The sequence below is a fragment of the Flavobacterium ardleyense genome, from assembly GCF_033547075.1.
Classification (GTDB): domain Bacteria; phylum Bacteroidota; class Bacteroidia; order Flavobacteriales; family Flavobacteriaceae; genus Flavobacterium; species Flavobacterium ardleyense_A.
The window spans coordinates 2939827-2953181 of the sequence record NZ_CP137891.1; the positions used below are offsets into that span (position 1 = coordinate 2939827).

Annotated in this window: 15 protein-coding genes; 11 read left to right on the forward strand and 4 right to left on the reverse strand. The window is 34.3% G+C overall.

Annotation, left to right across the window (positions count from 1 at the left end; all coding sequences use genetic code 11):
• Positions 1–7 precede the first annotated feature (7 nt).
• Positions 8–862: a T9SS type A sorting domain-containing protein gene (locus SBO79_RS12815; RefSeq protein ID WP_318640789.1), complete on the reverse strand. Its 855-nt coding sequence runs from the start codon at positions 860–862 to the stop codon at positions 8–10.
• 71 nt (positions 863–933) lie between these two features.
• Positions 934–1524, reverse strand: coding sequence for an NUDIX hydrolase (locus SBO79_RS12820; protein ID WP_318640790.1), 591 nt, complete (start codon positions 1522–1524; stop codon positions 934–936).
• A gap of 7 nt (positions 1525–1531) precedes the next feature.
• Here SBO79_RS12820 and pyrE point away from each other — a divergent pair, with 7 nt between their 5' ends.
• Together pyrE and SBO79_RS12830 are read left to right on the forward strand one after the other, a co-directional pair.
• Entirely contained in the window at positions 1532–2179 is a 648-nt protein-coding gene (pyrE, locus tag SBO79_RS12825; RefSeq protein WP_318640791.1) for an orotate phosphoribosyltransferase, read from the forward strand.
• A 30-nt stretch (positions 2180–2209) separates the two neighbouring features.
• Positions 2210–2602, forward strand: coding sequence for an SRPBCC family protein (locus SBO79_RS12830; protein WP_318640792.1), 393 nt, complete (start codon positions 2210–2212; stop codon positions 2600–2602).
• A gap of 44 nt (positions 2603–2646) precedes the next feature.
• Here the strand turns inward: SBO79_RS12830 and SBO79_RS12835 are convergent, their stop codons facing one another.
• Entirely contained in the window at positions 2647–3375 is a 729-nt protein-coding gene (locus tag SBO79_RS12835; protein WP_318640793.1) for a biotin--[acetyl-CoA-carboxylase] ligase, read from the reverse strand.
• 93 nt (positions 3376–3468) lie between these two features.
• On the opposite strand from SBO79_RS12835, the gene rsfS reads away from it, so the two are divergent.
• The 8 genes from rsfS to SBO79_RS12875 all read left to right on the forward strand — a co-directional run bounded on the left by rsfS (position 3469) and on the right by SBO79_RS12875 (position 10043).
• Complete coding sequence (gene rsfS / locus SBO79_RS12840) at positions 3469–3840, forward strand: ribosome silencing factor (protein ID WP_318640794.1); 372 nt, start codon at positions 3469–3471, stop codon at positions 3838–3840.
• Positions 3841–3845: 5 nt separating this feature from the next.
• Complete coding sequence (gene ftsH, locus SBO79_RS12845) at positions 3846–5774, forward strand: ATP-dependent zinc metalloprotease FtsH (RefSeq protein ID WP_318640795.1); 1929 nt, start codon at positions 3846–3848, stop codon at positions 5772–5774.
• 109 nt (positions 5775–5883) lie between these two features.
• Positions 5884–6486, forward strand: a complete 603-nt coding sequence (locus tag SBO79_RS12850) for an LUD domain-containing protein (RefSeq protein WP_318640796.1) — start codon at positions 5884–5886, stop codon at positions 6484–6486.
• 1 nt (position 6487) lies between these two features.
• A complete protein-coding gene (locus SBO79_RS12855) occupies positions 6488–7297 on the forward strand; it encodes a phosphatidate cytidylyltransferase (protein WP_318640797.1) in 810 nt (269 codons plus the stop codon).
• Positions 7298–8012: 715 nt separating this feature from the next.
• Complete coding sequence (locus tag SBO79_RS12860; protein WP_318640798.1) at positions 8013–8270, forward strand: hypothetical protein; 258 nt, start codon at positions 8013–8015, stop codon at positions 8268–8270.
• A gap of 75 nt (positions 8271–8345) precedes the next feature.
• A complete protein-coding gene (locus tag SBO79_RS12865; protein ID WP_318640799.1) occupies positions 8346–8999 on the forward strand; it encodes a phosphatidylserine decarboxylase family protein in 654 nt (217 codons plus the stop codon).
• Positions 8999–9271, forward strand: a complete 273-nt coding sequence (locus SBO79_RS12870; RefSeq protein ID WP_318640800.1) for an acyl-CoA-binding protein — start codon at positions 8999–9001, stop codon at positions 9269–9271. Before SBO79_RS12865 ends, SBO79_RS12870 begins: the two co-directional genes overlap by 1 nt.
• Positions 9272–9275: 4 nt before the next feature.
• Entirely contained in the window at positions 9276–10043 is a 768-nt protein-coding gene (locus SBO79_RS12875) for a superoxide dismutase (RefSeq protein WP_318640801.1), read from the forward strand.
• 63 nt (positions 10044–10106) lie between these two features.
• On the opposite strand, the gene SBO79_RS12880 is transcribed toward SBO79_RS12875, so the two are convergent.
• Positions 10107–12740, reverse strand: a complete 2634-nt coding sequence (locus tag SBO79_RS12880) for a valine--tRNA ligase (RefSeq protein ID WP_318640802.1) — start codon at positions 12738–12740, stop codon at positions 10107–10109.
• 161 nt (positions 12741–12901) lie between these two features.
• Between SBO79_RS12880 and SBO79_RS12885 the strand changes: the two genes are divergently transcribed.
• Complete coding sequence (locus tag SBO79_RS12885; protein WP_318640803.1) at positions 12902–13333, forward strand: DUF1573 domain-containing protein; 432 nt, start codon at positions 12902–12904, stop codon at positions 13331–13333.
• The last annotated feature ends 22 nt before the right edge of the window (positions 13334–13355 follow it).

Genomic DNA, 13355 nt, shown 5'->3' on the forward strand with positions numbered 1-13355 from the left:
TTATAAATTAGTTTTTCACTACTTTTCTAACAAGGTTTCCTTCGTTTGTGTTAACATTTACCATGTAAACTCCATTTGCGAAATTTGACATATCAATAGTATTTCCTGATATGCTTGCATTCATTTGTTTTCCAGAAATATCGCTTACTGTTACAGAAATGATTTCTACAGAAGAAGGAAGATTTACTTGTACCAATCCGCTTGTTGGATTTGGATATACAGAAACTTGCTCCAAAGTATTGTTATTTAATGCCAATGCATCTGTAGTTCCGCTAACGTTTAATACTAGGTGCATGTTTGGAAAACCAACTTGCGTATAAGTTGTTGGAGTTGCAATACCACAACCTTCTGCTGCGATATAACCTGGTTTACTTTGTCCAGAAGAGTTTCCGCCTAAATAAAAACCTTCTTCAAGGTCATCATGAGCAAGCTCTATCACAAGTTTGCTTCCTACAGGAACAAGTGCTGATGTAAAAGGTACTGTTACCAATCCTAGAGAGTCAGTTTCGTCAACCATAACAGTAGTTGATGCGATCAAATTGTACTGTGGGCCAGGTACTAAAGTAAAACCAGTTGGGAAATTTGCAGTAGTTGCGTAAAGATTTACAGTTACTTCTACTTCACCGCTAACTTCTTCTAATCCAAAACTAATATTAGTAACACCATAAGGAGCAGTAACTCCAAGAGCTGGAAGATCGTATGCTCTGTAATAAGTAGATGCACTTGCAAAGCCAGTTGTCTGATCTGAGCATGATACTGACGTTTCAGGTACAATATCCTGTGACGTAGTTTGAGAAAAATCTTGTGCTTGAACTGCAAAAGAAGCACATAATACGAATAAACCTAAAGTAATTTTCTTCATGATAATTTGATAAATTTTATTTTGCTAAAATAGCAATGCTTTCGTGATTTTGCAAATTAATCTTTAAAAAATCAACCTTGATCAAATAACAATTTAATGTTTTCATAAGAATTGGACAGAATCTCGTTGAGGTTCTTTGATTTAACCCAACGTACTTCTTCGATACCTTCATCTTCCTGACCTACGAGAATTCCATCAAACTTGGAATACATCTCAAACCAGTGTGTGATTTTGAGCTTATATTCACCATTTCTTTTGAAGATATGATACGTTTTTTGCAATCTACGGGTAATCTTTAGGCCTGAAACTCCTGTCTCCTCCTCAACTTCTCTCATAGAAGTTTCTTCAATATCTTCGCCTTTTTCTGTTCCGCCCTTGGGCAAATCCCACTTTCCGTTGCGAAAAATGAACAATACATCACCTTCAGTATTATAGACAAGACCTCCACCAGCCTTTTGAACGGAGATTTTGGACTTAAGGACTTTCATAATTTCCTTTGCATCAGAATGATATAAATAAGCTTTTTGAATTTTATTATGGAACATTTTTGAGATCAATTGCTTGATATCGACGCTTTCTAAAAGGAACATCTGAAAATCTGTTTCTTTTATTATCTCATTTGTGAGAAAAAGAGGCTTGTCGTTTACGAAAACTTTATACATTTGTATTATGATTTTTACTAAAGATACAGCCGAGAAAACTGCCGAACTACTTTTGCAAATAAATGCAATTAAATTGAATCCGAAAAATCCTTTTACATGGGCATCCGGATGGAAATCTCCAATATATTGTGATAATCGAATGACACTGTCATTTCCACCTATCAGAAATTATATTCGTGAGTCATTTGCAAAGAACATTGAAAAACAATTTGGAAAACCAGATGTGATTGCCGGAGTTGCCACAGGCGCTATTGGTATTGGTGTTTTGGTGGCCGAATATATGGGACTCCCGTTTGTATACGTGCGACCCGAAGCCAAAAAACATGGACGTCTTAATCAGGTGGAAGGATTTTTGCAAAAAGGGCAAAATGTTGTTGTAATAGAAGATCTTATCAGTACAGGAAATTCAAGCCTTAATGCAGTTGCGGCACTTAGAGAAGCTGGAGCAAATGTTAAAGGCATGGTGGCTATTTTTAGTTATGGTTTTGATACTGCAACAGAAAACTTTAAAAATGCAAAGGTCGACCTCTTTACACTTAGCAATTATGATCATCTCCTACCTTTGGCCGTAGCCAAAAGATATATAACCGAAGAAGAATTATCGGCCCTTGAAGCTTGGAATAAAGATCCTGCTAACTGGGCAGCAACAGTTTAAAACTATTAAAATTTTAAAGTTATCATTATTATGAATATAGAGACTCCAAAGACCACGGTAGAAAAATCAGCTGAAAGCATTTTCAATTCATTGTCTAACATTGAGAATTTTGAAAAATTGATGCCGAGCAATCTTCAAAAGTTTGAAATAATTAACCCTGACACTTTCAAGTTTTCCTTAAAGGGAATGCCTGAAATAGAATTGAAGGTTAAGGAGAGAATTCCAAACAGCAAACTTATCCTTGAGTCTGCAAACGAGAAGATGTCATTTTCTTTAATTGCTAATTTGACAGAGATCTCCGAAAACGAAACAGATGTGCAATTAGATTTTGAAGGTAAATTTAACGCTATGATGGCAATGATGATAAAAGGTCCAATCACTAAATTTATGGAATCTATATCATCAAATATGAATAAGCTTTAGATATAAGCTTCAAAAAAAATTATATGCTTTACTAAAATTTGGTTTTAGTAAAGCATTTTTATTTCCTTTATATTGTAGTAGTATTCGATCTCATCGCTATGCTCAACTACCAACAAACCCTGAGGAGTTACATCTTTAATAATTCCCATCAATCTCTTTCCTTGGTCAACTTCAAATACCATGGGTACATCTTTTTTAAATAAATGTGATTTGTAAGTTGTCCACAAATCCTCACTACTATTTTTCATATCATTAACAACTAATTCAAGTTCGGCAATAATATTTTCTAGAAGTATCGTCTTGTCAAAGACTTGCTGTGTAACTAATGCCAATGAAGTAGCAGTAGGCATATTTTCAAAAATTATTTGATTAACATTTATGCCGATACCAAGTATTGATGTGATACTGCCATCACCTCGCATACTATTTTCTATTAATACTCCCCCAAGTTTCTTTGTATCTGCCATAATGTCGTTTGGCCACTTTACAGATAATTTTGGAACTTGATATTTTTGAAGTACGTTAAAAATACTTACTGCAACTGCAACATTTAGCAAATAGATCTGACTAATATCCGAAATTACTTTTTCAACATAAACACTAAAAGTCAGGTTCTTACCTGCTTCAGCGGCCCATTGAGCTCCCATCTGTCCTCTTCCCTGCGTTTGATTTTCTGCCACAACACACATAAAATTTTCTACATTATTACTATGAGAAAGTTTTTTAAGATAATCATTTGTGGAGGGAATGGCATTAAGTTTGACTATACGCATACAATGAATATATTAATACATAATTTAATGTTATGTTAACGTTCAAAATTAAGCACAAAAAGTGGTAACTTTGCCAATTACAGAAAAAAATAAATGACTAAAAAAGCTATAAACAATGATGTTCTTCTAGCAAACATCATAAAAGGAATTGAAGAAGTTAAAGGACAAGATATTGATATTTTAGATTTACGCGACATTGATACATCAGTGTGCGATTACTTCGTAGTATGTAATGGAACTTCAAATACTCAGGTTAATGCCATCGTGAATTCCATCCAAAAAATCGTTTCTAAAGAGTTGCATGATAAACCATGGCATGTGGAGGGTTCTGATAATGCCGAATGGGTACTTATGGACTACGTAAACATCGTTGTACATGTTTTCCAAAAGCATATTAGAGAATATTACAACATAGAAAGTTTATGGGGCGATGCCAAAATCACAACAATAGAAAATAAATATTAGAGTTAATGGCGAAAGACAATAATCCAAATCCGAATAAATTAAAAATTAGTCCATGGCTCGTCTATGGTGTAATTGTATTTATTTTCCTTGCCATCAGTTTTGCAACTGGTGGATCTTCGTTTCAAGATGCACAAAAAACATCATCATCAAAATTTAATGTTTTTCTTGAATCAGGAGATGTATCCAAGGTAAATATTTTAAATAAAACTCAGGCCGAAGTATTCCTTACGCCAGAAGCTTTAAAAGAAAAGCAGCATGCGGCGGTTGCTAAAGATTTGCTAAACAGACCTAATCCGGGTCCACACTATGTATTTGACATTGGTAATGACGAAATCTTTCAGAAGAAACTGGAAGTTGCGGTTGCCGAAGGAAAACTTAAGGACTTTAGCTTTATGCAACAAAGCAATTGGACTGATTTACTGATTGGTTTTCTTCCGATAATTGTAATTATTGCAATCTGGATTTTCATTATGCGCAGAATGTCTGGCGGCGGCGCCGGTGGCCCTGGCGGACAACTCTTTAATATCGGGAAATCTAAAGCAAAATTATTCGATGAAAAAACCGATATCAAAACTACATTTAAAGATGTAGCAGGCCTTGAAGGCGCAAAAGAGGAGATTCAAGAAATTGTTGAATTTCTTAAAAATCCTGAAAAATATACAAATCTTGGAGGGAAGATTCCAAAAGGAGCGTTACTTGTTGGTCCTCCAGGGACAGGAAAAACTTTGTTAGCCAAAGCTGTAGCAGGAGAAGCGCAAGTACCTTTCTTTTCACTTTCTGGTTCAGACTTCGTAGAAATGTTTGTAGGTGTTGGAGCCTCAAGAGTTCGTGACTTATTTAAACAAGCAAAAGAAAAATCGCCAGCTATTATCTTTATTGATGAAATAGATGCTGTAGGTCGTGCAAGAGGAAAAAATAATATGTCAGGTTCAAATGATGAACGTGAAAATACATTAAACCAACTTCTTACTGAGATGGATGGTTTTGGCACAAATTCAAATGTTATTGTTCTTGCTGCTACAAATAGAGCCGACGTTTTGGACAAGGCACTTATGCGCGCCGGACGTTTTGACAGACAAATTTTTGTTGATCTTCCAGATATTAGAGAACGCAAAGAAATATTTGAGGTTCACTTGAAACCTCTTAAGATTGAAGAAGCATTGGACACTGATTTCTTAGCAAAACAAACGCCTGGTTTTTCAGGTGCTGATATTGCAAATGTATGTAACGAAGCTGCACTTATTGCTGCTCGCTACGACAAAAAAGCGGTGGACAAACAAGATTTCTTAGATGCAGTAGACAGAATTGTTGGTGGTCTTGAAAAGAAAAACAAAATTGTAACACCACATGAAAAACGTGCAATTGCCATTCACGAAGCTGGACATGCAACTGTAAGTTGGATGTTAGAGCATGCTGCACCACTTATCAAAGTAACAATTGTTCCTCGCGGACAAAGTTTAGGTGCTGCTTGGTACCTTCCAGAAGAGAGACTTATTGTACGTACTGACCAAATGTTAGACGAAATGTGCGCTACAATGGGTGGTCGCGCTGCTGAAAAAGTTACTTTTAATAGAATTTCTACTGGAGCTTTAAGTGATCTTGAAAAAGTGACAAAGCAAGCAAGAGCGATGATTACAGTTTACGGACTAAATGAAAAATTAGGAAACGTGACGTATTACGATTCTTCAGGTCAGAATGAATATGGTTTTTCTAAACCTTACTCAGAAGATACAGCAAGAATTATTGACGAGGAAATTTCGCTACTTATAGAAAGTCAGTACCAAAGAGCTATTACTATACTTGAAGAAAATAAAGATAAACTTTTCCAACTCGCTGATATTTTGATTGAAAAAGAAGTTATTTTTAAAGATGATTTAGAAACAATCTTCGGGAAACGTACTTTCGACGAGAATCTACAAGAGCAAATTTCATAAAAAATTATAATTTTCATAGACAAAATCTTAATTCAAAATAAACCATTTTGAATTAAGATTTTTTTATCTTTGAACGTTTTCAAATCATAAATAAACGAAAATGCCTATTATGAGTCTTTTCAAGAAACTTTTCGGAGCAGCTGATTCTAAGGAAGAAAAAGAAACGGAAAATATTTACAACAGTCAGCATGATCTTCCAAAAGTTCCAGTTGATGAACGATTTATGCTTAATTTTAAAAAGAATGGCGGTAAATTTATTTACTGTGAAAATTTGGATGAAGTAAAAGAGCAGTTTGAAAATATTTTAGAAGAAAATGATTGGTTTGAATCAGAAGTGATGTGTTTCGAGCCAAAACTTCATATTCTCTTAGACGAAAACAAGTTAGAACATGCAAACGTTAAAAATCCTATATTTTTATTTGCCTCTTGTGAGAATCTGATTGCCGATGAAGGATCGATTTTCCTTTCTTCAAATCAGCTTAAGCAAAATAAGCCAAATCAATTGCCTTCCAATATTATTATTTTGGCAACAACAAGTCAAATTATTGAAAGTACAAGTGATGGATTGCGTCTGATAAAAAGGAAATACGAAAAAAACTATCCCACAAATATTACGACAATAAAGTACTTTGACAAAGCAAAAGAAGAAGATTTTTTACAGTACGGCAGTACCCCAAAAAACCTTTATTTATTGCTTTTAGAAGATCTCTAGTATGCGCGAAACACTCATAAGAACGGCTTCTGGTCTAATTTACATCTTTCTGTTAATTGGGGCAACATTGTATTCCTCTGCTACATTTCAGGTTTTATTTGGAATACTAATGTTAATCAGCATTTATGAATATTGCAGATTGATTAAGACAAGTATCTGGGTGCCAATGTTTGTAGGTGCTTTACTTTATTCGTTGTTTTCTTTAATTAGTAAAAACAGTGTCACCTCAATACTTATTTTGATCCCAACTTTATATTTTAGTGTCAATACTATGATTTTGCTCTTTAAGAATGACATGGCAGAATTAGTAGGTGATCAAAAATTGCGATCTGTTGGTAATTATATTATTTTACCTTTTATAATTATTGCACAAATTCCTTTTGAAGCAGATTTTTACAATCCAAAAATAATAATATCTATATTTATATTAATATGGATTAACGATACGTTTGCTTATATAGTGGGCAAAACGATAGGAAAAAATAAATTATTCGAATCGATATCACCAAAGAAAACAATCGAAGGATTTATTGGCGGCTTAGGTTTTGCCATGCTTGGAGGACTGCTATTATCGCAATATTATCTTCATCAGCCTTATCTTATTTGGGTGATTATAGCCTTGATTATAGCTATTTTTGGAACAATCGGAGATCTGATTGAGTCTCGCTTTAAGCGAATTGCCAAGGTAAAGGATAGTGGAAAAATTATGCCTGGTCATGGAGGAATATTAGATCGATTGGATAGTATTATTTTTGCAGCACCATTTGTATTCTTGTTTTTTCAGATTTTAAATTTACTTGCAAGGTTTTAATAACTTCTTGATATTTCTATCAAAAATTCAATCGAAACTATTATATGCGAAGTACTTCGCTAGGTAAAATAAATGCTGCAAGATTTGATTGTTATTCGTCCTAATACTTTCATACTAGCATTATGTGTTGCAAAAATTTAGTTGATTTATTTTTCAAATTTTGAATTTTATTTTTTGTGAAAAATTACTCTCTGCTTAACGACTAAAAATTTCGTGATAATATTAAAATCTCTAGGCTTTGACTACCAAGTAATACCTATAAACACTAAACTGCTTGATTAAACAATCTAGTATTTTTACTAGTTACAATTCTATAATCTAATGCTTGTATTTTGATTGATCTTCGCGAGAGGGATAGGAACGGCATCCTTTGCTGCACATCAAAAAGTGACCTGAAAAAGCAGAACTGAATTGATCAAACTAGTTCAAAACTTATTTGCAGCAAAGATATAGTGTATAGCCCGACCTGAGCCAGACAAAGACTAATTATGAAAACTAGTATAACAGGATTTGATTGTTAACAAAAACATTGTGGCGAAAGGTCTCGCCCTGATGAAAGATACTAATGAATTTGTTGGTTAAAACATCGAAAATAGCAGAAAATCAAGATTCTAACGGAGCAAGAAACATTTTCAGCAATCATATATGGTTTTAAATGCTTATATTTTTTTATATTTACATTCTTAAATCTTTTATTAATTTAAATTAAAATATTATGTCAGAAATTAAAATTTTATCAAAGAAGGAAATTGATGCTTTATTAACTAAACCAACGGCGGCTAAGGAAATTATTTATGGCTCAACTATAGAAAAACTTAAGAGTGGCGAAGGGTTTTTAGTTAATATCGAATCGTTTAAAGAAACCATGAAAACACCTTTACAAACATATTATGCAAATAAGTATAAAAAGAAAGGAAACGACATTATAGATATTAAGAAAATGGGTGATAGTTATTTAATTAGAAAAAAATAATTAGTCGCAAATTTTCATCATAACCGACTCGATTAGTAGCTGCGGTTTTTCCCTGTGTTAAATAAAATTAGTATCATGTTTCATAAAGAAGGATCTCGGATTATTTTAATTTCTACAACTTTATTGGTTGCAGTATTATTACTTACAGATAAATTTGTCGAAAATTATTGGTTGTTAAAATCAATTCAAGTTATTTCGTTAATTTTTCTGATTATCATTTTGCAATTTTTTAGAAATCCGAAAAGGAGCGTTGCTCTTGACGAAGCTCACATAATTTCTCCAGTTGACGGGAAAGTTGTAGTGATTGAGGAAGTTTATGAAGCAGAATATTTTAAAGATAAACGACTGCAAGTATCAGTATTTATGTCTCCAATTAACGTCCATGTTACTCGTTATCCAATGAGCGGCAAAGTAGTTTTTAGTAAATATCACCCTGGAAAATTTCTTGTAGCATGGCATCCTAAATCTAGCACAGAGAATGAACGGACAACAGTAGTTGTAAATAACGGTAAATTTGGCGATGTACTTTATAGACAAATTGCTGGCGCTCTTGCAAAAAGAATTATTAATTATGCAAAGGAAGATATGCAAGTCATTCAAGGTACTGATGCAGGATTTATCAAATTTGGATCAAGAGTAGATTTGTATTTACCTCTTGGAACTGAAATTAATGTTGTTTTGAATCAAAAAGCAATTGGTGGGAAAACTATTATTGCGACAAAAATGTAATGACAGATCAAGAGTTAGAAATAGAATTTGCAAAGGCAGTTGAATATGCTATGACCTTGTCACAAGCTTCTTTACCTCAAGATGTTCAATTGCGTCTTTATGCCTATTATAAACAAGCATCATTTGCAACTTCAATTCCATCAATGTCGACAAACTTTGATCTACGCAATGCATTTAAAACCAATGCGTGGATGCAAATAAGTCATATATCTGTTCGCGAAGCTAAAGAGTTGTATATCGAAACAATAAATTTGCTTAAAAGCCAAAAGTAATTCTATGAAAATAGCCAAGAATCTCATTTTTTTTTCAAGTCTGCTGCTACTGCTAAGTTCTTGTGATGAAAAAAAATTAATTGAAGTTCAAGTGCCGTTACCTTCCGGTCCTGAGAAAAAGAAGTTGGGAAATCCTGATGATGTCAAGGCAGATATAGGATCTTTTCAATTGGTGCAATTGCCATATAGCTATGATGCTTTTGAGCCGGAGTTTGATGCCACCACTATGGAATTGCATTATTCTCGACATTACTTGTCCTACGCAAATCATCTTAATAAAGAATTAAAAGGGACTCCTATTGAAAAATTCAGAATTGAAGAAATCATTTCCAGCATTGATATGAACAATATCGCTTTACGCGAAAATGCCGGCGGTTATTACAACCATAGTTTGTATTTTGAATCTATAACTCCTAAAAATGGAGGCCAACCATCTGCCGCTCTTTCTGAAGCTATTGTACGAGACTTTGGAAGTTTTGAAAACTTTAGATCTTTATTTACCGCAGCTGCTCAAAAAATTGTCGGATCCGGTTGGGCATGGCTCGTTATTGACAAAGCTGGCGTCTTGCAAATCGCAACCACTGCAAATCAGGATAATCCAATGATGCCGCAATCTATAATCAGGGGAACCCCCCTTCTGCCTATAGATGTTTGGGAACATGCTTATTATCTTAATTTTCATACCAAACGTAAGAAATATATTGACACCTATTTTGATTCCATAAATTGGGCAAAAATTTCAGAACGATATAATACTGCGTTGGGAATTTAAAAATAAAAAAAACCTGTACTAATTCACGTACAGGTTTTTTTTTTGATCTACGACTCGCTGAGCTTATCGCAAATTTGCCAGTGATTGCTCAATAGTTGCAATTTTAGATAGTGCATCTGCTTCTTTTTTACGCTCAATGTCCAAAACATTTTGAGGCGCACCAGCTACAAAACGTTCGTTACTCAACTTCTTCTGTACCGAAATTAAAAACCCTTGAGTGTACTTAAGTTCTTCGCTTAACTTTGCAATTTCTTCCTCGACATTAATCGCTCCCGAAATTGGAATAAAGTATTCGTTAGCTTGAACCCTAAAAGTTAATGCGCCTTCTTCCTTTTCAGAAATATAATTATACTCAGAAATATTTCCAAGTTTGATAATGACGCTATCAAAGTCAGCGTCAGAATTAGTATTGTTCATCACTTTCAACACGATTGAGTCTTTAAAAGCGATGTTTTTTTCTTTTCTGATTGTTCTAATGGCAGAAATCACTTCCATAGTATTTTCAAAATCCGAAATTATCTTTGAATTAAATTCATTAGCGTCCGGCCAAGTCGAAATAATTAGTGCCTCTTCTGAAGTTCTATCCTGTATCAAGTGCCAAATTTCTTCCGTTAAAAACGGCATAAATGGATGTAACAATTTCAAATTATCCTCCATCAGCGCAATCGCAGCATCAAAAGTTTTGCGATCAATAGGTTGTTGATATGCAGGTTTTATAATTTCCAAAAACCATGAGCAGAAATCATCCCATACTAATTTGTAAATTGACATTAAAGCATCGGAAATTCGGTATTTTTCGAAATGATCTTCAATTTCTACCAAAGTCTGATTCATTTTCGCTTGATACCATTCGATACCAACTCTTGATGATTCAGGTTGTGTAATTTCATCACTTACCTCCCAGCCTTTTATAAGTCTGAAAGCATTCCAAATTTTATTCGAAAAAGCTTTTCCTTGATTGCAAAGTTCTTCGTCAAACATAATATCATTTCCAGCCGACGCACTTAGTAGAAGACCAACGCGAACTCCATCAGCACCAAACTTTTCGATTAGATCTAATGGATCTGGTGAGTTACCTAATGATTTCGACATTTTTCTACGTTGCTTATCGCGAACAAGTCCCGTTAGATAAACGTTGGTAAAAGGTTTTTCACCTGTATATTCGTACCCTGCGATGATCATTCTAGCCACCCAGAAAAACAAAATATCCGGACCTGTTACAAGATCATTCGTTGGATAATAGTATTTAAATTCTTCATTATCGGGATTTACGATTCCGTCAAATACTGACATTGGCCACAGCCAAGAAGAAAACCAAGTATCTAAAGCATCCTTGTCTTGACGTAAATTTTCAGCTTTGAAATCATCAAAACCATCTAATTTCTGAACCATTTCTAATGCTTCTTCACTACTTCTCGCAACTACAAACTGCTCCTTTCCATCTCCATAATAATAGGCAGGAATTTGCTGTCCCCACCATAATTGACGTGATATGTTCCAATCGCGAATATTAGTCAACCAATGACGGTAGGTATTTTCAAATTTAGCAGGATGAAGTTTTATCTCATCATCTTCTAGAACCGCTTTAATCGCTGGCTTTACCAATTCCTCCATTTTTAGAAACCATTGTTCTGAGAGGCGGGGTTCAATTACAGATTTAGTTCTTTCGGAAGTACCTACTTTATTTATATGTGATTCAGTCTTTGCTAATACGCCAAGTTCTTCAAGTTCTTTTGCAATTTCTTTTCGAACAACAAATCTATCTTTTCCATTATAATGCAATGCATAACTATTGAGAGTGGCATCCTCATTAAGGATATCTATAATTTCAAGATTATGTTTTTCGCCCAAAACTTTGTCGTTCATATCGTGAGCAGGAGTTACTTTTAGGCAACCTGTTCCAAATTCTAAATCAACATATTCATCTTCAATGATCGGAATACTTCTTCCAGCAATCGGAACTATTGCTCTTTTACCCCTAAGGTGTGTAAATCTTTCATCAGCAGGATTAATACAAATTGCAGTATCTCCAAAGATCGTTTCTGGTCTTGTGGTGGCAACAGTAAGTGATTCAGAAGTACCTTCAATCTGATAATTAATATAATATAAATTTCCTTGCTGTTCTTCAAATATCACTTCCTCGTCAGAAACTGTAGTGCGCGCTTCAGGATCCCAATTTACCATACGGAACCCGCGATAAATTAAGCCTTTGTTATATAAATCTACGAAAGACTCAATAACTGCGGCAGACATGTCAGGATCCATCGTAAACTTGGTTCTTTCCCAATCACATGAAGCACCCAACTTTTTAAGCTGCTCTAGAATTACTCCTCCGTATTTGTCTGTCCACTCCCAAGCATGCTTCAAAAACTCCTCGCGAGAAAGGTCATTTTTATCAATACCTTGTTCTTTTAATTTCGCAACAACTTTTGCCTCTGTGGCAATTGAAGCGTGATCCGTTCCTGGAACCCAGCAAGCATTAAATCCTTTTAGTCTCGCCCGTCTTATCAGAACATCCTGTATAGTGTTATTAAGCATGTGTCCCATGTGAAGGACGCCAGTAACGTTTGGAGGAGGAATTACAATTGTATAAGGCGTTCTGTGATCTGGTTCAGAATGAAAATAGTTATTTTCCATCCAGTAAGAGTACCATTTGTCTTCGATATTTTTCGCATCAAAATGTGCAGGAATATTCATGTGAGCTTGTTTAGTAAGATTGCCAAAAATTTATGGTCTACTTATTGCAAGTACAAAAATAATGAAATAGTACAGTATACAAAATTAAGAATGATATATTTGTATTTATTGCCAATGACAATTAAATTTGAAATTAATACACAACCATTAAAATAATTACAATGAAAAATTTTTTACTTATCGCAGCAATTGCATTTAGTTCTGTAACTTTTGCACAATCAGGAGCAAAAATTGAGTTTAAAGACAGTGACAACACAATCGATTACGGAAAAGTATCTAAAGATTCTGACAGCGGTTTGAGATCATTCGAATTTAAAAATACCGGAGATGCACCGCTTATAATTACAAATGTTCAGTCAACCTGCGGATGTACAGTTCCTTCTAAACCAGAAGCGCCAATTATGCCTGGAAAAACAGGTAAGATTGATGTAAAATACAATATGGCTCCAGGTCCAATAAGAAAGACAATTACGGTTGAATCCAATGCAGTAAATTATGAGGGCGGAAGAGTACCTTTAAAAATTAAAGGAGAAGTAGTAGTTAAATCTGAAACGAATGTTTTGGAAAAGAAAAAAACTATGATGAGTAAATAAAATAAAAAAAATGCCTTTCAAA

What these genes read in the sequence shown, in the direction of transcription:
- SBO79_RS12815 (WP_318640789.1), bottom strand. Translation starts at nt 862, where the DNA reads ATGAAGAAAATTACTTTAGGTTTATTCGTATTATGTGCTTCTTTTGCA.
- SBO79_RS12820 (WP_318640790.1), bottom strand. Translation starts at nt 1,524, where the DNA reads ATGTATAAAGTTTTCGTAAACGACAAGCCTCTTTTTCTCACAAATGAG.
- pyrE (WP_318640791.1), top strand. Translation starts at nt 1,532, where the DNA reads ATGATTTTTACTAAAGATACAGCCGAGAAAACTGCCGAACTACTTTTG.
- SBO79_RS12830 (WP_318640792.1), top strand. Translation starts at nt 2,210, where the DNA reads ATGAATATAGAGACTCCAAAGACCACGGTAGAAAAATCAGCTGAAAGC.
- SBO79_RS12835 (WP_318640793.1), bottom strand. Translation starts at nt 3,375, where the DNA reads ATGCGTATAGTCAAACTTAATGCCATTCCCTCCACAAATGATTATCTT.
- rsfS (WP_318640794.1), top strand. Translation starts at nt 3,469, where the DNA reads ATGACTAAAAAAGCTATAAACAATGATGTTCTTCTAGCAAACATCATA.
- ftsH (WP_318640795.1), top strand. Translation starts at nt 3,846, where the DNA reads ATGGCGAAAGACAATAATCCAAATCCGAATAAATTAAAAATTAGTCCA.
- SBO79_RS12850 (WP_318640796.1), top strand. Translation starts at nt 5,884, where the DNA reads ATGAGTCTTTTCAAGAAACTTTTCGGAGCAGCTGATTCTAAGGAAGAA.
- SBO79_RS12855 (WP_318640797.1), top strand. Translation starts at nt 6,488, where the DNA reads ATGCGCGAAACACTCATAAGAACGGCTTCTGGTCTAATTTACATCTTT.
- SBO79_RS12860 (WP_318640798.1), top strand. Translation starts at nt 8,013, where the DNA reads ATGTCAGAAATTAAAATTTTATCAAAGAAGGAAATTGATGCTTTATTA.
- SBO79_RS12865 (WP_318640799.1), top strand. Translation starts at nt 8,346, where the DNA reads ATGTTTCATAAAGAAGGATCTCGGATTATTTTAATTTCTACAACTTTA.
- SBO79_RS12870 (WP_318640800.1), top strand. Translation starts at nt 8,999, where the DNA reads ATGACAGATCAAGAGTTAGAAATAGAATTTGCAAAGGCAGTTGAATAT.
- SBO79_RS12875 (WP_318640801.1), top strand. Translation starts at nt 9,276, where the DNA reads ATGAAAATAGCCAAGAATCTCATTTTTTTTTCAAGTCTGCTGCTACTG.
- SBO79_RS12880 (WP_318640802.1), bottom strand. Translation starts at nt 12,740, where the DNA reads ATGAATATTCCTGCACATTTTGATGCGAAAAATATCGAAGACAAATGG.
- SBO79_RS12885 (WP_318640803.1), top strand. Translation starts at nt 12,902, where the DNA reads ATGAAAAATTTTTTACTTATCGCAGCAATTGCATTTAGTTCTGTAACT.